This window comes from Alicycliphilus denitrificans (genome assembly GCF_044792555.1).
Taxonomy (GTDB): domain Bacteria; phylum Pseudomonadota; class Gammaproteobacteria; order Burkholderiales; family Burkholderiaceae_C; genus Alicycliphilus; species Alicycliphilus denitrificans_A.
Map to the genome: position 1 here is coordinate 532502 of NZ_CP126238.1, position 20166 is coordinate 552667.

Here is a 20166-nt window from a genome sequence, read left to right on the forward strand (position 1 = left end):
GGCCAGAGGCATGGTTTCTTTGTCCATAACCCGTTGTTTGGCAGGCCTGTCGGGCAGGGCTAGACTGTCAGGCTTCCAAGGAAACAAGCTCTGAGCACATCATGAAGATCCTAGACGCCATTGCCGCCGCCGCCCCTGCCATCGCCACCGTGCGCCGCGACATCCATGCCCATCCTGAACTCTGCTTCAAGGAAGAGCGCACGGCCGACGTGATTGCCGCCAAGCTCACCGAATGGGGCATCCCCATCCACCGCGGGCTGGGCACGACGGGTGTGGTGGGCATAGTGCAGGGCCGCGACGGCGGCGCCTGCGGCCGCGCCGTGGGCCTGCGCGCCGACATCGACGCCCTGCCCATGCAGGAGTTCAACACCTTCGCCCACGCCAGCAAGCATGCGGGCAAGATGCACGCCTGCGGCCATGACGGGCACACGGCCATGCTGCTGGCAGCGGCACAGTATTTTTCCCAGCACCGCGACTTTGACGGCACCGTGTACCTGATCTTCCAGCCGGCCGAGGAGGGCGGCGGCGGCGCGCGCGAGATGATCAAGGACGGCCTGTTCGACAAGTTCCCCATGCAGGCCGTGTTCGGCATGCACAACTGGCCCGGCATGCCTACGGGCAGCTTTGCCGTGAGCCCGGGGCCGGTGATGGCCTCATCCAACGAGTTCAAGATCACCATCCATGGCAAGGGCAGCCATGGCGCCATGCCGCACCTAGGGATCGACCCCGTGCCCGTGGCCTGCCAGATGGTGCAGGCCTTCCAGACCATCATCAGCCGCAACAAGAAGCCCATCGAGGCCGGCGTGATCTCGGTCACCATGATCCAGGCCGGCGAGGCCACCAACGTGGTGCCCGACTTCTGCGTGCTGCAGGGCACGGTGCGCACCTTCTCCGTCGAGTTGCTGGACATGATCGAGCGGCGCATGCGCCAGGTGGCTGAGCACACCTGCGCGGCCTTCGAGGCGCGCTGCGAGTTCGAGTTCGTGCGCAATTACCCGCCCACGATCAACTCCGAGGCCGAGGCCGCGTTTGCGCGCCAGGTGATGGTGGACATCGTGGGCGCAGACAAGGTGCTGGCCCAGGAGCCCACCGGCGGGGCCGAGGATTTTTCCTTCATGCTGCAAGCCAAGCCGGGCGCCTATGTCTTCATCGCCAACGGCGACGGCGACCACCGCGACATGGGCCATGGCGGCGGCCCCTGCACGCTGCACAACCCGAGCTACGACTTCAATGACGCGCTGATCCCGCTGGGCGGCACCTACTGGGTGGAGCTGGCGCGCCAGTGGCTGGCCTCGCCCACGGTTTGAGCGTATCCACAGAAAAAAGAACGGTCGTGCAGATTTGTGACTACACTTGCGTGCTGATCACATCCGCCATTGGAGAGACCCCATGTCCGACCTGAACGCAGCCTTCGAGGCCGCCGTCGCCCAGTCCAGGCTGCTCACCGAGCGCCCGGACAATCCCACGCTGCTGAAGATCTACGCCTTGTACAAGCAGGCCACGGCGGGCGACAACGCCGAGAAGAAGCCGAGCTTCTCCGACATCGTGGGCCGTGCCAAATGGGACGCCTGGGAAAAGCTCAAGGGCACGGCCGCGGATGCGGCCAAGCAGCAGTACATCGATCTCATCGAGTCCCTGCGCGGCTGACATCAAGCGCCGCCTGCCGGCGCTGCCAGCGCCCTGAGCGCAGCCTCGCGCTCGGCCTGTGGCAACTGGGCCAGTGCCCGCACGGCCGCATGAAAGCGCGGCCAGTCGCGCCCCTCGCGCTGAAACAGCGCCACGAAGGCCGGCACCAGGTCGTCATAGGCGCCCTGGGCCGCAAAGCTGGCGTTGTTGGCCTCGCTCACCCACCGGTCCAGGGCCGCGAGCTGTGCGGGCGCTATCTGCGCCGCCAGCCAGCGCGCGCGCAGGGCCGCGTAGTCGGCATGAAACGCCCGCATGGCTTCTGTTTTCATAGCTGCCTGCGCTTTGTGGTCGGGTGTTTCAGCCGTATTTGATGCATAAATCTCTGCCAAGCGTGCGCGCGTGGCGCGCGTGAGGGCGCGAAACTGTGCGCGGCGCTGCTCGCTGGCCTCGAACTGCGTGCGCGCCGCCGGCCGGGCATGCAGCTCCAGCCAGCGCCGCACGCCCAGGCGTTCCACGGCCGTGGCGTAGGACTCGTTGAAGGCCGTGTCCCCCACGGCATAGACCTGCTGGTGCGCCAGTTCATGGAACAGCAGGCGCACGAAGTCGCCCTCCGGCCAGGCGATGAAGGTGGACAGGAGCGGATCGCCGCCCAGCCAGTTGCTGTAGCCCAGCGTGGAATAGGCGGGCACGCCGTACACGTTCACTTCCAGCCCCGTGGCGGCCAGCCGGGCGGCTTCGGCGCGGGCGTCGGCCTCGTCGAAGTAGCCGCGGTAGCCTATGCAGCCGGTGATCGGAAAGCACCAGCGGTGCAGCTGGAGCGAGTAGGGCCCGGCCGCGACCACGTTCCACACGGCGGCGCTGCGCTCCAGGCGGGCATAGCGCCGGTAGCTGGCGTTGTCGGGCAGCGCCAACTCGGTCACGGCAAAGCTGCGCGCGTTTTGCGCCAGCGCCAGCCGCTCGCGCAGCGGCGCCGGTGTGTCCGCACGGTCTATCCATTCCTGCACCGGGCGGGCCGCCTGCAGGAGCTCCAGATGCCCGCGCAGCGACTGCCAGTAGTAGCCCGGCGTGCCGCCCGATTGCGCGCAGCCGCCCAGCAGCAGGGCGGCGGCCAGCAGCAGGGGACGCAATCGGTGGACGGGCATGGAGGCGCAGCATAGCAAGCACTGCGTGCCATGCCTGCCGCACAATGCGGCCATGTCCGATGCCCAAGATGCCCTGCACGCCAGCGGCCTGTTTGCCGACGAGGCGGGCCACGCACGCTGCTTCTGGTGCCGAGCCTCGCCCCTGTACCGCCATTACCACGACCATGAGTGGGGCTTTCCCGTAGCCGATGAGCGCCGCCTGTTCGAAAAGCTGTGCCTGGAGGGCTTCCAGGCGGGCCTGTCCTGGATCACCATCTTGAACAAGCGCGAGGCCTTCCGCGCCGCGCTGGCGAACTTCGAGGCCGAGGAGCTGGCGCGCTTCGGCCCGGCCGAGGTCGAGCGGTTGATGGGCGATGCGGCCATCGTGCGCCACCGCGGCAAGATCGAGTCGGCCATCAACAATGCGCGGCGTGTGCTGCAGTTGCGTGGCGAATTCGGGTCCCTCTGCGCCTATGTGTGGCGCTATGCACCGCAGGCCGCGCAGGACCGGCCCGGGCGCATGACGCTGGATGCCGTGCGCGCGCTCACCACCTCGGCCGCATCCGTGGCGCTGTCCAAGGACCTGAAGCAACGCGGCTTCAGCTTCGTCGGCCCGACGACCATGTATGCCTTCATGCAGGCCATGGGCCTGGTCAACGACCATATCGAGGGCTGCGGCGCGCGTGCCGCCGCGGCGGCGGCGCGCGCCGCCTTTGTGGCGCCCAAATGAAACAGCCCTCCGAAGAGGGCTGTTTCATGGTGCTGGCGCATCTCAACCGTGGCGCTTGCCCGGGTTCTTCTTGCTGCGCGTGGCCACGCCGCGCTCCAGGCTCACGCGCTGGCCGCGGCCTTGCGTGGCCACGGGCATGCCGGGCATGGGGGTGGGGCGGGGAGTACGCTTGCGGTCGGCTTCGGTGACGATTTTGTTGCCCATGATGGTTCCTGCAATGAAAAACGGTGAAAGCCCGCTATTAGGCCATATTTGAGAGCATCCCTTTCAAGCCAGGGGCAGGTGTGTGCCGCGGCATGACCATGGCGATCCTTGTTTTGCTATGAAAAATATAGTTATTTGCGCTTGCAGGACCAGCATTTCAGCCGAATTTACACGGATATAACTTATGGCTTGCGCCGATTGACGTGAAGGCTTCGTGGCCCCAAGAATCGCGCCTGCTCCCAAGCAAGGAGGACATGCCGTGAAGCATTTGCTCAGTTCCCTGGAGTCCAACCTGGCACGGTCGCCGGTGGCTATCGCCGTGGAGCTGCCGAGCGGGAAGTGGCTGGGCGACGCGAAGGCCGATCTGCGCCTTAGTTTGCACGACCGCATGGCCATGGTGGCCCTGGCCATGGGTGAGATCGGCCATGTGGGCACGGCCATCGTCGAAGGCCGGGTGGTGGTGGAGGGCGGCATGCGCCAGCTCATGGCCGCGGCCGCGGCCCTGCTGCGCCTGGATCCGGCGCGCGACGAGCATTCGCACTGGTGGCGCCGCGTGCTGCTGCGCGCGCGCTCCATGGCGGCGCATACGCGGCAGTGGGATGCCCGGCACGTCGAGCGCCACTACGACCTGTCCGATGATTTCTATGCCCTGTGGCTGGATCCGCGGCTGGTCTATTCCTGCGCCTATTTTTCCGCCGCGGGCATGAGCCTGGCACAGGCGCAGGAGGCCAAGCTTGACCATATCTGCAAGAAGCTCATGCTGCGCCCGGGCGAGCGTTTTCTGGACATGGGTGCGGGCTGGGGCGGCTTGCTGCTGTGGGCCGCCGAGCATTACGGCGTGGACGCCACGGGCGTCACCCTGTCGCGCCACCAGCATGCCCATGCGCAGCGGCTGATCCACGCGCGCGGCCTGCAGGGCCGGGTGCGCATGCAGTTGCTGGACTATCGTGCGCTGCAAGTGGACGAGCCCTTCGACAAGATTGCCTCGGTGGGCATGTTCGAGCATGTGGGCCATGCGCAGATGGGGCGCTACTTTGCCAGCATGCAGCGCCTGCTGCGTCCCGGCGGCCTGCTGATGAACCATGGCATCACCGCGGCCGGGCTGGACAACACCGCCGGCCTGGGCGCCGGCATGGGTGACTTCATTGAGCGCTACATTTTCCCCGGCGGCGAGCTGCTGCATGTGAGCGTGGCGCTGCAGGAGCTGGCGCGCGCCGGCCTGGAAATGCTGGACACGGAAAACCTGCGCCCGCATTACACGCGCACGCTGTGGGCCTGGTCCGATGCGCTGGAAGCGCGCCTGCAAGAGGCGCGGCATATTCTGGTCAGCCAGCATGGCCAGGAGTTGGGTGAAAAGGCGCTGCGCGCCTACCGCCTGTACCTGGCGGGCAGCGCCCTGGCCTTCGAGCGTGGCTGGATCGCGCTGCACCAGATACTGGCGGCGCGGCCCACGGGGGTGGTCGCGCAGGGCGCGCTCCAGGGGGCCCAGTGCGACTATCCTTTCAACCGCGCCTACATGTATGCAGACCTGGCGAAGCCGCGCACCGCCTGAAACATTGTTCTGGAGGCCCGATGCTTTTCAAATTCAAATCCCTCGCCACGGCCGACCTCATCATGCTGGAGCCCAATGGCCGACGCGTGCTGCAGATCATTGGCAAGAGCCCCGACGACAGCCATGGCATCGTGACCGTGGCGCAGATCCCTGCGGCCATTGCCGCACTGGAGACGGCCGTGCTGGCCGACGATGCGGTACGCGCCGCAGCTACCGACGACGATGAGGGCGCGCCGGACGATGGCCGGGAGCTGCCGCGCGACTCCGTGAGCCTACGCCAGCGCGCGGCGCCTTTCATCGACATGCTGCGCCGCAGCGCCGCCGAGGATCACGACGTGGTCTGGTGATCTGGGCTGGGGGTTAATCCACCTTCGCGCCCGAGGCCTTCACCACCTGCGCCCACTTGCGGTGCTCGCCGTCGATCATGGCCGTGAACTCGGCGCTCGTGTTGCCGCCCGGAATCGCGCCCTGCGCCAGTAGCCGTTCCTTCACGGCCGGGCTGGCCAGGGCCTTCGCCACCTCCTGCTGCAGGCGCTGCACCACCTCGGCCGGCGTGCCCGCGGGCGCCAGCAGGCCAAACCAGGAGCTGGCCTCGTAGCCCTTGAGCGGCGGGCCGCCGGCCTCTTCCACCGTGGGCACGTCGGGCAGGGCGGCCGAGCGTGCAGCGCTGGTCACGGCCAGCGCCCTGAGCTTGCCGGACTTGATATGCGCCATGGAGGACGGCAGGTTGTCGAACATCACGTCCATGTTGCCGCCCACCATGTCCAGCAGCGCCGGTGCCGAGCCGCGGTAGGGCATGTGCAGCATGTAGGTGCCGGTCATGCTCTTGAACAGCTCGCCCGCCAGGTGGATGGAGGTGCCGTTGCCGCTGGAGGCCATGTTCAGCCGGCCCGGGTTGGCCTTGGCGTAGCGGATGAAGTCCTGCACGGTGGCGATGCCTAGGGCGCGCGCCTTCTCGGTGTTCATGACCATGACGTTGGGCACCGAGGCCACCAGCGTGATGGGCGCGAAGTCCTTGATCGGGTCATAGGGCAGCTGCTTGTAGAGTGCACGGTTGATGCCATGCGTGCCCACCGTGCCCATGAGCAGGGTGTAGCCGTCGCCGGGCGCCTTGGCCACCAGCTCCGCGCCGATGTTGCCGCCCGCGCCGCCGCGGTTGTCCACGATGAACTGCTGGCCGAAGACCTTGCCCAGTTCGGGGGCGATGGCGCGCGCCAGGATGTCGGTGGTGCCGCCGGCCGCGAACGGCACGACGATGCGCACCGGCTTGGTGGGCCAATGGGTTTGCGCCTGTGCCATGCCGGCCAGGCCCAGGGCCAGAGCGGCGGCAAGGGTGTGCAGGGCCTGGCGGCGTGGGGTGTTGATGTGCATGACTCCTCCCGAGCGTTGACAAGAAAGCGCCATTTGTAGGGCCTTGCGGGAGTGCCGCGCCAGCAGGGTAACCCGCAGGGCCGGAGAAAACGAAAACGCCCGCTGCAGGTGCAGCGGGCGTTGAGAGCGTTGGCGCTGGCCGGGGGTCAGTCGGCGTAGGCGCCAGCAGCCTTGATAACCACGCCCCACTTGTCGATTTCGGACTGCACGAACTTCCTGTGCTCGGCCGGCTCCACGCGCTTGTCGGCCACCACCACGGCGCCCAGGCCTTCCTGCTTCTTGATGAACTCAGGGTCTTTCACGGCCACCTGCAGCGCCTCGTTGATGCGCGCAACCACGGCGGCGGGCGTGCCCTTGGGGGCATACAGGCCGTGCCAGACCGAGACGTTGAAGTCCTTCAGGCCGCTCTCCTGCAGCGTCGGCAGATCCTTGAGCGCCGGCATCGTCAGGCGCTGGCTGGTGGTGACGGCAAAGGCCTTGACCTTCTTGCCCTCGATCTGCGCCGTGGTGTTGGTGGTCTGGTCGCACATCAGGTCGATCTGGCCGCCGATCAGGTCGGTGATGGCCGGCGCCGCGCCCTTGTAGGCTACGGGCGTCATGTGCGACTGCAGCGCGTGCTGGAACATCAGCCCGCACAGATGGCCGGCCGACCCCAGGCCGGAATGGCCCAGGTTCACCTTTTCCTTTTTCTGCGCGATCCAGGCCGCGAGTTCCTTGTAGTTCTTCGCCTCCAGCGTCGGGCGCGAGATGATGGTCATGGGCACGTCGTTGACGATGCCCAGGAACTCGAAGTCGTTCATCACGTTGAACGGCAGCTTGCGGTACAGCGTGGGGATGGTGGCCATGCCGATGTGGGTGAGCAGCAGGGTGTAGCCATCGGGAGCAGCCCGGGCCACCTTGGCCACGCCAATGGTGCTGCCCGCTCCGGCGGCGTTGTCGATGACGATGGTGGCGCCGCCCAGGGGTTTGCGCATGGCTTCGGCCAGGTCGCGCGCCACGCGGTCGGTGGGGCCGCCGGCCGAGAAGGGCACGACGATGGAGATGTTTTTGCCCGCTGCTGGGTAAGCCTGGGCAGAGGCCCCGAAGGCGGCCAGGATGGAGGCCGCGCCCAGGGCGAGCTTGAAGGTGGTGTGCATGGAGCTTCCTTGAAAAAACATGCGCAATGATAGGAAAGAGGGGGAGGCGGTCGATGCATGAAAACACCGATTCCGCGCATGGGTGCTGTCCCCTCGGGCGCGCGCAGTGTACGCAAGCAGCTGACACCAGGCTTGCAGGTGACTGGCGCGCCCGGTCGTGCCGGCCGCAAACAGGCTCCTAGACACGAATGATTTGGAAATGGAATCAACGGTAGCTGCGCGCGTCCTCTATGACCTTGCCGTCATTGGGCAGGCTGCCCGGCGGCAGCATCTGCACCTCGCCGCGCAGCTTGGTGACTTCGCGCAGGGCTTCCTGCAGCAGCTGCGCCAGGCCGGGGGCGGTCTCGGTGGTCTCGACCTGCAGCTCCATCTGGTCATTGGCCATCTCGCCGCTGACCACCAGGCGCGCCTTGGTGATCTGCGGGAAGCGCTTCACGACCTGCGCCACCTGGCCCGGGTGCACGAACATGCCGCGCACCTTGGTGGTCTGGTCGGCGCGGCCGAGCCAGCCCTTGATGCGGGTGTTGCTGCGGCCCGTGGGGCAGGTGCCGGGCAGCACGGCCGACAGGTCGCCGGTGCCGAAGCGGATCAGCGGGTAATCGGGGTTGAGCGTGGTCACGACCAGCTCGCCCACCTCGCCCTCGGGCACGGGGTCGCCCGTGCCGGGGCGCACGATCTCGACGATCACACCCTCGTCGAGCACCAGGCCCTCGCGCGCCTCGGTTTCGTAGGCGATCAGGCCCAGGTCGGCCGTGCCGTAGCACTGGTAGCCCGTCACGCCCCGCTCGGCGAACCAGTCGCGCAGCGAGGGTGGGAAGGCCTCGGCCGAGAGCAGGGCCTTGCTCAGGCTGGGCAGCTGCACCCCCATCTCGGCGGCCTTTTCCAGAATGATCTTCAGGAAGCTGGGCGTGCCGATGTAGCCCGCGGGCTTGAGCTCGGCCATGGCTTGCACCTGCTGCTCGGTCTGGCCCGTGCCGCCGGGAAACACCGTGCAGCCCAGGGCGTGAGCGCCCGTTTCCATCATCGAGCCTGCGGGCACGAAGTGGTAGGAAAAACAGTTGTGCACCAGCTCGCCGGCGCGAAAACCGGCGGCATGCAGGGCGCGGGCCATGCGCCAGTAGTCGGCTCGCGCACCCTCGGGCTCGTAGATGGGTCCGGGGCTGGCGAACACGCGCGGCATGGCGGCGCCAAAGCCTATGCTGGCAAAGCCGCCAAAGGCGTTGTGCGTGCGCTCGGCCTGCTGGCGCTCCAGCAGCTCGTATTTGCGCGTCACGGGCAGTCCGGCCAGCGCCGCACGGCTGGTGATGGCGGCGGCGTCCACCCCGGCCAGGATGCTGGCAAAGGCCGCACTGGACTTTTGGGCGTGGGCGATCTGCTGCGGCAGCGCGGCCAACAGGGCGGCTTCGCGCTCCTGCGGGCTGCGGGTTTCCAGGGCGTCGTAGTGCTGGCTCATCCCATGGTCTCCTGTGCGTTTCAAAAATTGGGGTAAAAAATGCCGCTAGCGCATACAGGGTGTGCGCCAGTAGCTATGAAAATATTGGCAATCAGGCCAGCCAGCGCTTGCGCCGCTTGTAGCTCTTGACGTCCTTGAAGCTCTTCCTTTCGCCGCCGCCCACGCCCAGGTAGAACTCCTTTACGTCCTCGTTGTTGGCCAGCTCCTGGGCCGGGCCGTCCATGACGATGCGCCCGCTTTCCATGATGTAGCCGTAGTCCGAGTATTTGAGCGCCATGTTGGTGTTCTGCTCGGCTAGCAGGAAGGTAGTGCCTTCCTTGGCGTTGAGATCCTTCACGATGTTGAACACCTCTTCCACGATCTGTGGCGCCAGGCCCATGGAAGGTTCGTCCAGCAGCACGATGTTGGGGTTGCACATGATGGCGCGGCCGATGGCGCACATCTGCTGCTCGCCGCCCGAGGTGTAGGCGGCCTGGCTGGTGCGCCGCGTCTTCAGGCGCGGGAAGTAGTTGTAGACCTTCTCCAGGTTGGCCGCTATCTCGCCCTTGTCCGTGCGCGTGTAGCTGCCGGTCAGCAGGTTCTCCTCTATGGTCAGGTGGGCGAAGCAGTGGCGCCCCTCCATGACCTGGACCACGCCGCGTCGGACCAGATCGGCTGGTGAGAGGTTCTCGATGCGCTCGCCGCGCAGCTCGATGCTGCCCTTGGTCACCTCGCCGCGCTCGCCCTTGAGCAGGTTGGAGATGGCGCGCAGCGTGGTGGTCTTGCCCGCGCCGTTGCCGCCGAGCAGGGCGACGATGCCTTTCTCGGGCAACTGCAGCGAGACGCCCTTGAGCACCAAGATCACGTGGTTATAGATGACCTCGATGCCGTTGACGTTGAGAACGATGTTTTTGGAATCCATGGTGTTGCCTTCGCTGTGCCAATCGAAAGGGTTGCGGCACAACCCTTTCGGTTGGCGGCTGTGAATACAGCCGGTGAAAACTGGTGCGGCCCGGGCGCGCGGACGCCGCGCAAGGGCCGCCCCGCAGCGCTGGCGTCGCCCCCCTTACCGGCGAAGCCGAGAGAAGGGGGAAGGCGCGCAGCGCCTCAGGGGGATGCCTTAGCTCTGGCAGTCGGCCGCGTCGCGGCGCTGCATCTTCTTGTCGCCCAGGTACTTCTCGGAGCCGGACTTGACCATGGGCTTGATGATTTGTTCGTCAGCCTGGTACCAGTCGGACGCGAAGTTCCACTTCTTGCCATCCCAGCTGTGTACGCGCGCCCAGGTTGAGCCCATGTGGTCGTTGCAGCTGGTGGACAGCGGGCGCATCAGGTCGTTGAAGCCCAGGGCGTCGAGCTTCTTCTGGTCGAGCGCCAGGTTCTCCATGCCCCAGCGCACCTGCTCGCCGGTCATGACCTTGCCTTTGCCGAAGCGCTCCTGCGCGCGGCGCACGGCCTCGATGCTGAGCATCTGGATGATGACGCCGCGGGTGTACAGCACCGAGCCGACTTCGTCCTTGGGGCCCGTGCCCTGGCCCTTGTCATGCACATGCTTGAGGATGTCCTGCATGACTTTGGACTGCTGACCGTGGCCGTTGAGCGCCAGCGCGTGGTAGCCCTTGGCGCCATCGCCCACGTCGCGCACGTCGGGTTCAGCACCGGCCCACCACACGCCGTACATCTTGTCGCGCGGATAGCCCGTGGCCTGGGCTTCCTTCAGGGCGGTGGAGTTCATCACGCCCCAGCCCCAGAGCAGCACGAAGTCGGGGCGGCTCTGGCGCACCTGCAGCCAGGTGGCCTTCTGCTCCACGCCGGGCGCCGTCACCGGCAGCATCTGCAGCTCGAAACCGTGCATCTTGGAACGTTCCTGCAGCAGCGGGATGGGTTCCTTGCCGAACGGGCTGTCGTGGTAGACGAGGGCGATCTTCTTGCCCTTGAGCTTGTCCATGCCGCCCAGGCTCTTGCCGATGTGCTGGATCAGGATGTCGGCGCCAGTCCAGTAGCTGCCCATGAAGGGGAAGTTCCACTTGAACGCCATGCCGTCCTGCGAGACCGACAGGCCATAGCCCAGCGTCATCAGCGGGATCTTGTCGGCCGGAGCCTTCTCGGTCAGGGCGAAGGTGATGCCGGTCGATTGCGGATCGAACAGCGACACGCCAGGACGGCTCTTGAGGCGTTCGTAGCACTCCACGCCACGGTCGGTGGCGTAGCCGGTTTCGCATTCTTCGAAGGTCAGCTTGACGCCGTTGATGCCGCCGTCACGGGCATTGATGAGCTTGATGTAGTCCTGCTTGCCGTTGGCCCAGGGCGTGCCGTTGGGGGCGTAGGGGCCGGTGCGGTAGGACAGCAGGGGGAAGAACTGTTCCTTGGCCTGTGCGGCGGCGGCCCCGGCAAAACCTGCCAGGGTGCAGGCCACGGTGGCGGCCAGGGCGAGTCGGTTGAGTTTCATGATCATGTCTCCTTGTTGATGGATGGAAAGTCGCCTCAATTGCGCCGGTGGGCGCGGAACACTGCTTGCAAAAATCTCAATGCGGGAAGGGCCAGACACGCATCTTCTGCTTGCCTATGGACCAGAGCTTGGCCAGGCCGTGGGGCTCGACAATGAGGAACCACACGATCAGAGCGCCGAAGATCATCAGCTCGGCATGCGAAACCGCGGCCGTGGAGATCTCCATGCCGAACAGGCCGGCCAGGGCGGGCAGGAACTGGTTCAGGAAGATGGGCAGCACCACGATGAAGGCCGCGCCGAAGAAGGCGCCCATGATGGAGCCCAGGCCGCCGATGATGACCATGAACAGCAGGCGGAACGACACCTCGACGGAGAACGCCGCAGGCTCCCACGAGCCCAGATGCACGAAGGCCCACAGCGCACCGGCCATGCCGACGATGAAGCTGCTCACGGCAAAGGCCGACAGCTTGGCGTACATGGGGCGGATGCCGATCACCGAGGCCGCCACGTCCATGTCGCGGATGGCCATCCACTCGCGGCCGATGGCGCCGCGCACCAGGTTCTTGGCCAGCAGGGCCACTACCACCAGCAGGGCCAGGCAGAACAGGTATTTGCTCGCTGCGCTGTCGATGGGCAGGCCCAGGACCTGCAGGTTGCTCACCGAGACCGAACCTGAGTCCGAGTTGTTGGTGAACCACTTGATGCGCAGGAACATCCAGTCGCTGAAGAACTGTGCGGCCAGCGTGGCCACGGCCAGGTACAGGCCCTTGACGCGTAGGCTGGGCAGGCCGAACAGGATGCCGAAGAAGGTGGCGCACAGTCCACCCAGGATCAGCGCGGGAATCAAGGGCAGGCCGGGAAAGCGCACGAAGAAGTTGAACGCGCCATAGGCCCCCACGGCCATGAAGGCGCCCGAGCCCAGCGAGATCTGGCCGCAGTAGCCCACGAGGATGTTCACGCCCAGGGCCGCCATCGACATGATGACCAGCGGGATCAGGATGGCGCGGTAAAGATAGTCGCTGGCCAGCATTGGCACGAGCACAAAGGCCGCGGCCAGAAGCAGCCAGATGGCGATGCGGTCCTGGGCGATGGGAAAGATCTGCTGGTCGGCCTTGTAGGTGGTCTTGAACTGGCCGTTTTCGCGGTAGTACATTATTTGTCCTTCAATCTATCTTTGAGCTACGACACGCTTCGCTTAACTTTGCGTTGCAAAGTTAGTCTTCGCTGAAAGTTCATCCTTTGCCTGCGGCGAAGAACCCTTCGGGTTGATCGCGTATGTCATACGCGATCGATGATCTTTTCGCCGAACAGCCCCTGGGGACGGAACAGCAGGAACACCAGGGCCAGCACATAGGCGAACCAGATCTCGATGCCGCCACCGACGAAGGGGCCCAGGTACACCTCGGAGAGCTTCTCGCCCACGCCGATGATCAGGCCGCCGATGATGGCGCCGGGCACGGAGGTCAGGCCGCCCAGGATCACCACCGGCAGGGCGCGCAGCGCCACGGTGGTCAGCGAGAACTGCACGCCCAGCTTGGAGCCCCAGATCATCCCGGCCACCAGGGCCACGACGCCGGCGACGCACCAGACGATGACCCAGATATGGTTGAGCGGAATGCCTATGGACTGTGCAGCCTGGTGGTCGTCGGCCACGGCGCGCAGGGCGCGGCCGGTCTTGGTCTTCTGAAAGAACAGGCTCAGCAGCAGCACCAGCGCGGCGGCGATGGCGGCGGCGATCACATCCTCCTTGTTCACCAGCACGCCGCCCTGGAATATGGAGTCGAGCAGGAACACCGGATCCTTGGGCATGCCCACGTCGATCTTGTAGATGTCGCTGCCGAAGAAGGTCTGGCCCAGGCCTTCGAGGAAGTAGGTGATGCCCAGCGTGGCCATGAGCAGCGTGGCGCCCTCCTGGTTCACGAGGTGGCGCAGCACCAGGCGTTCGATGAGCCAGGCGACGGCGAACATGAACAGGCCGGCGATCAGGAAGGCAGCGAGGTTGGCCACGATGGCGTTGTCGATGCCGGTCCACTTCGGTATCCACTCGGAAAAGCGTGCCATGGCCAGCGCCGCGAACAGCACCATGGCTCCCTGTGCGAAGTTGAATACGCCCGAGGCCTTGAAGATCAGCACGAAGCCGAGCGCCACCAGCGAATACAGCATGCCGGCCATCAGGCCGCCGATCAGTGTTTCAAGAAAGAATGCCATTTGCTTGTCTCCCGCCTCAGTGGCTGGTGCCCAGATAGGCTCGGATCACGTCTTCGTTGTCGCGGACTTCTTGAGGCGCGCCGTCGCCGATCTTTTTGCCGTAGTCCAGCACCACGACGCGGTCGGAGATGTCCATGACCACGCCCATGTCATGCTCGATGAGCACGATGGTGGTGCCGAACTCGTCGTTCACGTCGAGGATGAAGCGGCACATGTCCTGCTTTTCCTCCACGTTCATGCCGGCCATGGGCTCGTCGAGCAGCAGCATCTGCGGCTCCATGGCCAGGGCGCGGCCCAGGTCCACGCGCTTTTGCAGGCCGTAGGGCAGCTGGCCCACGGGCGTCTTGCGGTGCGCCTGGATCTCCAGGAAGTCGATGATGTGCTCGACCTTCTCGCGGTGCGCGATCTCCTCGCGCTCGGCCGGGCCCCAGCGCAACGCCTGCATGAGGATGTTGCTTTTGATCTTCATGTTGCGCCCGGTCATGATGTTGTCGATCACGCTCATGCCCTTGAACAGCGCCAGATTCTGGAAGGTGCGTGCCACGCCCATCTCCGCCACCTGGCGGCTGTTCATGTGGCTGAAGGTCTGGCCGCGGAAGGTGATGGAGCCCTCCTGCGGGGTGTAGACGCCGTTGATGCAGTTGAGCATGGAGCTCTTGCCCGCACCGTTGGGGCCGATGATGGAGCGGATCTCGTGCTCGCGCACGTTGAACGAGATGTCCGTCAGCGCCTTCACGCCGCCAAAGCGCAGGCTGATGTTCTTGACGTCGAGGATGACGTCGCCAATCTTCTTGCTGGTCATTGTCTGGGGCCTTGGTTGGTGTGTCAGGCGGCGGTGGTCTTGGCGTCGATGATCTTCAGCGTGGCGCTGACACTGCCCTTGCGTCCGTCTTCGAATTTCACCTGGGTCTCGATGAACTGCTCGTTCTTGCCCGCGTACAGCGCGTCGATGAGCACGCCGTATTTGTCGGCGATGAAGTTGCGCCGCACCTTGCGCGTGCGCGTGAGCTCGTCGTCGTCCGGGTCCAGTTCCTTGTGCAGCACCAGGAAGCGCGCCACCTGGGTGTCGGCCATGCCGGGCTCGCGCGCCAGGTCGGCATTCACCTGGGCCACGCAGTCGGCGATCAGCTCCAGTACCTTGGCCTTGGAGGCCAGGTCCACATAGCCGGCATAGGGCAGGTTCTGCCGCTCGGCCCAGTTGCCCACGGCGTCGAAGTCGATGTTGATGAAGGCGCAGACTTGGGTGCGGTCGTGGCCGAAGCACACCGCCTCCTTCACGTGCGGGAAGAACTTGAGCTTGTTCTCGATGTAGTTGGGCGCAAACATGGCGCCGCCCGCCAGCTTGCCCACGTCCTTGGCGCGGTCGATGATGCGCAACTGGCCTTGGGCGTCGATCACGCCGGCGTCGCCGGTGTGGAACCAGCCGTTGGCATCGATCACCTCGGCCGTGGCGTCGGGGCGCTTGTAGTACTCCTTGAGCACTGACACGCCCTTGACCAGCACCTCGCCGTTGTCCGCCAGCTTGAGCTCGATGCCCGGCGCCGCCTGGCCCACGGTGTTCAGATCGACCTGACCGTCGCGCTGCAGGCAGACATAGGCACAGGTCTCGGTCTGGCCGTAAAACTGCTTCAGGTTGATGCCGATCGAGCGGAAGAAACGGAACAGCTCCGGCCCGATGGCCGCGCCCGCGGTATAGGCCACGTGGATGCGCGACAGCCCCATGACGTTGCGCAGCGGCCCGTACACGGCGAAGTCGGCCAGGCGGTACTTCAGGCGGTCGAACGCACCCACGGGCTTGCCGTCCAGGATGTCCGAGCCCACGCGGTGCGCCAGCTGCATGGCCTTTTCGTACAGGCGGCGCTTGAAGGGGGCGGCGTCCTCCATGCGGATCTGGATCGAGGTCAGCATGCCCTCGAACACGCGCGGCGGCGCGAAGTAGTAGGTCGGGCCGATCTCGCGCATGTCGATGCTGACGGTGGCGGCCGACTCCGGGCAGTTGATGGTGTAGCCCGCCACCAGCCACTGCGCCAGCGAGAACAGGTGGTCGCCCACCCAGGCCGGCGGCAGGTAGGAGATGATGCTGTCATTGGGCCCCAGCTTGTCCACCTCGGCGGCGCCGCTGGCAGCGCCGATGAAGGCCGCGTGCGTCTGGCACACGCCCTTGGGCTTGCCCGTGGTGCCCGAGGTGTAGAGGATCACCGATACGTCCTGCGGGCTGAGGCCCTCGATCATGGACTCCCATACGCCGGGGTGGTCCTGGTCCCATTCCCGGCCCTTGGTCATCAGCTCGGCGGTGCTGATCAGGCCGGGCTGGTCGTAGTGGCGCAGGCCGCGCGGGTCGTCATAGATGATGTGGGTCAGGCCGGACACGGCGTCGCGCACCTCCAGCAGCTTGTCCACCTGCTCCTGGTTTTCAGCAAACGCGAAGTGGATGTCGGCGTCTTCGATGACAAAGCTCATCTCGCCGGCCACCGCGTCCTGGTACAGCGGAATCGGCACCCCGCCAATGCTCTGCACGGCGATGAAGCCCATGTACACATGCGGCCGGTTGTCGCTGATCAGCGCCAGGTTCTGCCCCTTGGCAAAGCCCAGCGACAGCAGGCCGCAGGCCATGTGGCGCACCTCGGCGGCCGCCCTCTGCCAGCTCCAGGTCTGCCAGATGCCATATTCTTTTTCGCGCAGGGCCGGCGCATCGGGCCGTTGGGCGGCGTGCTGCAGCAGCAAGTGGGGGAATGTGGTCGTCATTCCTGTTCCTATGGGAATCTGTGGAGGGGCTGGCAAGCCAATGCATGCCAGCGCAGGATTGCAGGCAATGCTAGGAGGGGCTTTGACGTCATCATGTCTTTGCGGCGACAATTTCCGGGTTAATCCTTAAAGGTCAAACCCTGAGCGCGGCCATGGCTGCGGCGTGTTACTTCCCGTGCGCGCGGCGGCTGCCGATGGCGGGTATCCTCGCCGTCATGTATGCCCCGTTCTTTGGCCTGCAGCATGCGCCGTTTTCCATAGCGCCCGACCCGCGCTACCTGTTCATGAGCGAGCGCCACCGCGAGGCGTTGGCGCATCTGCTCTACGGGCTGGATGCGGGCGGCGGCTTCGTGTTGCTCACGGGCGAGATCGGCACCGGCAAGACCACCGTGTGCCGCTGCTTTCTGGAGCAGATTCCGGGGCACTGCAACGTGGCCTACATCTTCAATCCCAAGCTCACCGTGCCCGAGCTGCTGCGCTCCATCTGCGATGAATTCGGCGTGGCGCACCAGGCGAACGCCCCTGGCGCAGAAACCGTGAAGGATGGCCTGGATCCGCTCAATGCCTTCCTGCTGCGCGAGCATGCCGCGGGGCGCAACAACGTGCTCATCATCGACGAGGCGCAGAACCTTGCGCCCGACCTGCTGGAGCAGCTGCGCCTGCTGACCAACCTGGAGACCAGCGAGCGCAAGCTGCTGCAGATCATCCTCATCGGCCAGCCCGAGCTGCGCACCATGGTGGCTGCGCCTGAGCTGGAGCAGCTGGCGCAACGCGTCATTGCGCGCTACCACCTGCAGGCGCTGAGCCGCGAGGAGACGCGCCAGTACATCGCCCACCGCCTGGCCGTGGCCGGGCTGCAGGGGCCGCTGCCTTTTGCGCGCCGTGCGCTGGCGCGCGTGCATGCGCTCACCGGGGGCGTGCCGCGGCGCATCAACCTGCTGTGCGACCGTGCGTTGCTCGGGGCCTATGCCGCGGGCGCGCGCGAGGTCAGCGACGCCGTCGTGCGCCAGGCCGCGCGCGAGGTGTTCGATGTCCCTCGCGGCACTGCGGCGGCCCTGTGGCACCAGGGCAAGAGTGGGCGCTGGTGGTTTGCCGGCCTGGGCGGTCTGGCGGGTGCGACCGCCGCGGGCGCCCTGGGCTGGGTCCTGGGGGGGGGGCCTGTGCCGGCCGTGGATGCGCAGCGCAAGGCGCTGCAGGCGGGCGCTCCTGCGGTTGCCGCCGCGCCGCAGGCCGCCGCGGCGGCGCGGCCCGAGCCTGTCGCTGCGCCGCCCACCGTGCCCGCGGAGCCTGCCACCGCGGCCACCGCCGAGGCGCTGACGCAGTTTCTCGCGGCCCAGCCTGCCGCCGGCAGCCCCGCCGGCTGGCAGGCCTTGGCCCAGGCGTGGCAGGCCAGCCTGCCGGCGCAGGTGGCCGATCCCTGCACCTGGCTGGCGCCGGAGGGCCTGCGCTGCTATCGCCAGCGCCGTGCCAGCCTGAGCCTGCTGCGCCAGCTCGACCGGCCGGCGTTGCTCGCCCTGCAGGCGGCCGGTGCCGCGGATGGCGCACAGCGTGCCGTGGCGGCCCTGCTGCGCCGGCTGGATGGCGACCAGGCCACGCTGGCGGGCGTGGACGGCGCCATGCTGCAGGTGCCGGTGGCCGAGCTGGCGCTGCTGTGGCGCGGCGAGATCGTCACGCTGTGGAAGGCGCCCGCCAACCTGCCCAACGGGGACGACGCGGCCGCGACGGCCGCCGGCGCCGCCTGGCTGGACCGGCAGCTGGCCTTGGCCGGCGCCGCCCCGGCCGGGGCGCGCGGCGTGACGCCAGAGCAGCGGCGCGCATACATCCATCAATTCCAGCTGAACCAGGGCCTCACGCCCGACGGTCAGGCGGGCCCCATGACCCTGATGATGCTCAACCGCGCCGCCGGCATACAAGAACCCCGTCTGCGCAGCGGAGGCTGAACCCATGTCCTACATTCTTGATGCCCTGCGGCGCGCCCAGGCCGAGCGCGGCCGGGGCAGCGTGCCCGGCCTGCATACGCCGGCCACACCGGTGACGGGCCTGCCCGTGGCGGACGCGGGCCCGGCGCGCGGCGCGGCCTGGGCGCTGGCGGCGCTGCTCCTGGCCGTGGGCCTGGCCGGCGCTGGCTGGTGGCTGTGGCGCACGCCGGCAGCGCCGGCGGCTTCCGTGGCCGCCATGGCCCAGGCGCCAGCCAGCCCGCACGTAAGTACGCCAATCAGTGCGCCGGTGGTGGCCGCTGCGGCAATGGATGCGGCCCCGGCGCCTGTGCCGGCCGCCGCATCGCCCCCCGCGCTGCCCCGCCAGGAGCGCGCCGCGCCGCGCACCCCTGCGCCGCCGCCCGCACGGGCCGAGCGCCGCGCCGCCGAAAAACCGGCCGCCGCGCCCAGGAGCGAGCCCGCCAAAACCCCGCCCCCGGCAAGCGAAACCGCCGCCCCGGTGTTTGCCCAGGCCGACCTGCCGCCGGCCGTGCGCGAGCAGCTGCCCACGCTGCAGCTGGCCGGTGTGACCTATTCCTCCAACCCGCAGTACCGCATGGCCATCGTCAACGACCAGGTGCTGCACGAGGGCGACCAGGCGGCGCCGGGCCTGGTGCTGGAGCGCATCGAGCCCGGCCGCACGGTCTGGGCGTTTCGCGGCTATCGCTACGCGCTGCCGTCCAGATGAGCAGGGTTTCAACGAAAATATGGCTCTGGCGCTTATCTGGTAAGCGCTCAAAGCTATCAAAATGATGTGTGTCGACCGGGTTTTCGTGGTATTCCCGCTGCCGGTGCGCAGGCTTTGACGCCATGCTCTGGCCCATGAGCCAAGAACTCTCCCTGCACCAGCGCCGCCGCCCGCCCACCGCCCAGGAGCTGGACGGCATTCCCTGGCTGGCACGGCTGCTGCCCACCGAGCGTGAGCGCGCCGTGGCCACCGTGGTCGTGGGCGATGCCAGCCCTGGCGACTATGTGTGCCGCGTGGGGCGGCCCGTGACCTACTGGTTTGGCGTGGTGCAGGGGCTGCTGAAGATGAACACCGACAACGTCGATGGCGCCAGCATGACCCTGGCCGGCCTGCCGCCGGGCGGCTGGTTTGGCGAGGGCACGGCCGTCAAGCGCGAGCCCTATCGCTACAACGTGCAGGCCCTGCGCAAAAGCGTGGTCGCGGGCCTGCCGATCGACACCTTTCATTGGCTGCTGGACCATTCCATAGGCTTCAACCGCTTCGTCATGAACCAGCTCAACGAGCGCCTGGGCCAGTTCATCGCGGTGCGCGAGATCGACCGCCTGACCAACCCCGACCTGCGCGTGGCGCGCAATCTGGCGGCGCTGTTCAACCCCGTGCTCTACCCTGGCGTGGGCGAGGTGCTGCGCATCACCCAGCAAGAGCTGGCCTACCTGGTGGGCCTGTCGCGCCAGCGCGTGAACGAGGCCCTGGCCGTATTGCAGGAGCAGGGCGCGATCTGCGTGGAGTATGGCGGCCTGCGCGTGCTCGACCTGCAGGCGCTGCGCGGCAACCCGTTCGTGCGCGGCGCCGCCGATGAGGGCGGGAGCGTACGCCGCAGGGCAGCACCGGGCGTGGAGGCGCCGTCCACTATCTTTTGAGATCATGAAGG

Annotated in this window: 19 protein-coding genes; 8 read left to right on the top strand and 11 right to left on the bottom strand. The window is 66.8% G+C overall.

Features of this window, described 5'->3' with window-relative positions:
* Nucleotides 1–101: 101 nt before the first annotated feature.
* Nucleotides 102–1307, top strand: coding sequence for a M20 aminoacylase family protein (locus P7644_RS02530; protein WP_404301433.1), 1206 nt, complete (start codon nt 102–104; stop codon nt 1305–1307).
* Between the two features lie 82 nt (nt 1308–1389).
* Entirely contained in the window at nt 1390–1647 is a 258-nt protein-coding gene (locus P7644_RS02535) for an acyl-CoA-binding protein (protein ID WP_404301434.1), read from the top strand.
* A 2-nt stretch (nt 1648–1649) separates the two neighbouring features.
* Here the strand turns inward: P7644_RS02535 and P7644_RS02540 are convergent, their stop codons facing one another.
* On the bottom strand, nt 1650–2768 hold the full coding sequence (locus tag P7644_RS02540; RefSeq protein ID WP_404301435.1) for an aminopeptidase: 1119 nt from the start codon (nt 2766–2768) through the stop codon (nt 1650–1652).
* A 52-nt stretch (nt 2769–2820) separates the two neighbouring features.
* Between P7644_RS02540 and P7644_RS02545 the strand changes: the two genes are divergently transcribed.
* Entirely contained in the window at nt 2821–3477 is a 657-nt protein-coding gene (locus P7644_RS02545) for a DNA-3-methyladenine glycosylase I (RefSeq protein ID WP_404301436.1), read from the top strand.
* A gap of 42 nt (nt 3478–3519) precedes the next feature.
* Here P7644_RS02545 and P7644_RS02550 read toward each other — a convergent pair whose 3' ends face one another.
* Nucleotides 3520–3681: a hypothetical protein gene (locus P7644_RS02550; protein WP_317700398.1), complete on the bottom strand. Its 162-nt coding sequence runs from the start codon at nt 3679–3681 to the stop codon at nt 3520–3522.
* A 259-nt stretch (nt 3682–3940) separates the two neighbouring features.
* On the opposite strand from P7644_RS02550, the gene P7644_RS02555 reads away from it, so the two are divergent.
* Both P7644_RS02555 and P7644_RS02560 read left to right on the top strand, forming a co-directional pair.
* Nucleotides 3941–5233, top strand: a complete 1293-nt coding sequence (locus tag P7644_RS02555; protein ID WP_404301437.1) for a class I SAM-dependent methyltransferase — start codon at nt 3941–3943, stop codon at nt 5231–5233.
* 20 nt (nt 5234–5253) lie between these two features.
* The gene (locus tag P7644_RS02560) at nt 5254–5580 is read left to right on the top strand and encodes a DUF1840 domain-containing protein (protein ID WP_404301438.1); all 327 of its coding nucleotides are present in this window, start codon (nt 5254–5256) and stop codon (nt 5578–5580) included.
* 13 nt (nt 5581–5593) lie between these two features.
* Here the strand turns inward: P7644_RS02560 and P7644_RS02565 are convergent, their stop codons facing one another.
* The 9 genes from P7644_RS02565 to P7644_RS02605 all read right to left on the bottom strand — a co-directional run bounded on the left by P7644_RS02565 (nt 5594) and on the right by P7644_RS02605 (nt 16571).
* A complete protein-coding gene (locus P7644_RS02565) occupies nt 5594–6604 on the bottom strand; it encodes a Bug family tripartite tricarboxylate transporter substrate binding protein (protein ID WP_404301439.1) in 1011 nt (336 codons plus the stop codon).
* 146 nt (nt 6605–6750) lie between these two features.
* Nucleotides 6751–7740, bottom strand: a complete 990-nt coding sequence (locus P7644_RS02570; protein ID WP_404301440.1) for a tripartite tricarboxylate transporter substrate-binding protein — start codon at nt 7738–7740, stop codon at nt 6751–6753.
* 205 nt (nt 7741–7945) lie between these two features.
* Nucleotides 7946–9193, bottom strand: coding sequence for a phenylacetate--CoA ligase family protein (locus P7644_RS02575; RefSeq protein ID WP_404301441.1), 1248 nt, complete (start codon nt 9191–9193; stop codon nt 7946–7948).
* A gap of 91 nt (nt 9194–9284) precedes the next feature.
* The gene (locus tag P7644_RS02580; protein ID WP_404301442.1) at nt 9285–10094 is read right to left on the bottom strand and encodes an ABC transporter ATP-binding protein; all 810 of its coding nucleotides are present in this window, start codon (nt 10092–10094) and stop codon (nt 9285–9287) included.
* A gap of 198 nt (nt 10095–10292) precedes the next feature.
* Nucleotides 10293–11618: an ABC transporter substrate-binding protein gene (locus P7644_RS02585; protein WP_404301443.1), complete on the bottom strand. Its 1326-nt coding sequence runs from the start codon at nt 11616–11618 to the stop codon at nt 10293–10295.
* A gap of 76 nt (nt 11619–11694) precedes the next feature.
* Nucleotides 11695–12771 (bottom strand): branched-chain amino acid ABC transporter permease, encoded by a 1077-nt coding sequence (locus P7644_RS02590; protein WP_404301444.1) that lies wholly within the window; start codon nt 12769–12771, stop codon nt 11695–11697.
* Nucleotides 12772–12896: 125 nt separating this feature from the next.
* Nucleotides 12897–13826 carry a branched-chain amino acid ABC transporter permease gene (locus P7644_RS02595; protein WP_404301445.1) on the bottom strand — a complete coding sequence of 310 codons (930 nt, stop codon included), beginning with the start codon at nt 13824–13826 and terminating at the stop codon, nt 12897–12899.
* A 16-nt stretch (nt 13827–13842) separates the two neighbouring features.
* Nucleotides 13843–14628 carry an ABC transporter ATP-binding protein gene (locus P7644_RS02600; protein ID WP_404301446.1) on the bottom strand — a complete coding sequence of 262 codons (786 nt, stop codon included), beginning with the start codon at nt 14626–14628 and terminating at the stop codon, nt 13843–13845.
* A 23-nt stretch (nt 14629–14651) separates the two neighbouring features.
* Entirely contained in the window at nt 14652–16571 is a 1920-nt protein-coding gene (locus tag P7644_RS02605) for an AMP-dependent synthetase/ligase (RefSeq protein ID WP_404301447.1), read from the bottom strand.
* A gap of 215 nt (nt 16572–16786) precedes the next feature.
* On the opposite strand from P7644_RS02605, the gene P7644_RS02610 reads away from it, so the two are divergent.
* The 3 genes from P7644_RS02610 to P7644_RS02620 all read left to right on the top strand — a co-directional run bounded on the left by P7644_RS02610 (nt 16787) and on the right by P7644_RS02620 (nt 20155).
* Nucleotides 16787–18511 carry an ExeA family protein gene (locus P7644_RS02610; RefSeq protein WP_404303105.1) on the top strand — a complete coding sequence of 575 codons (1725 nt, stop codon included), beginning with the start codon at nt 16787–16789 and terminating at the stop codon, nt 18509–18511.
* A gap of 4 nt (nt 18512–18515) precedes the next feature.
* The gene (locus P7644_RS02615; RefSeq protein ID WP_404301448.1) at nt 18516–19235 is read left to right on the top strand and encodes a general secretion pathway protein GspB; all 720 of its coding nucleotides are present in this window, start codon (nt 18516–18518) and stop codon (nt 19233–19235) included.
* A gap of 134 nt (nt 19236–19369) precedes the next feature.
* The gene (locus P7644_RS02620) at nt 19370–20155 is read left to right on the top strand and encodes a Crp/Fnr family transcriptional regulator (RefSeq protein WP_404301449.1); all 786 of its coding nucleotides are present in this window, start codon (nt 19370–19372) and stop codon (nt 20153–20155) included.
* Nucleotides 20156–20166 lie beyond the last annotated feature (11 nt).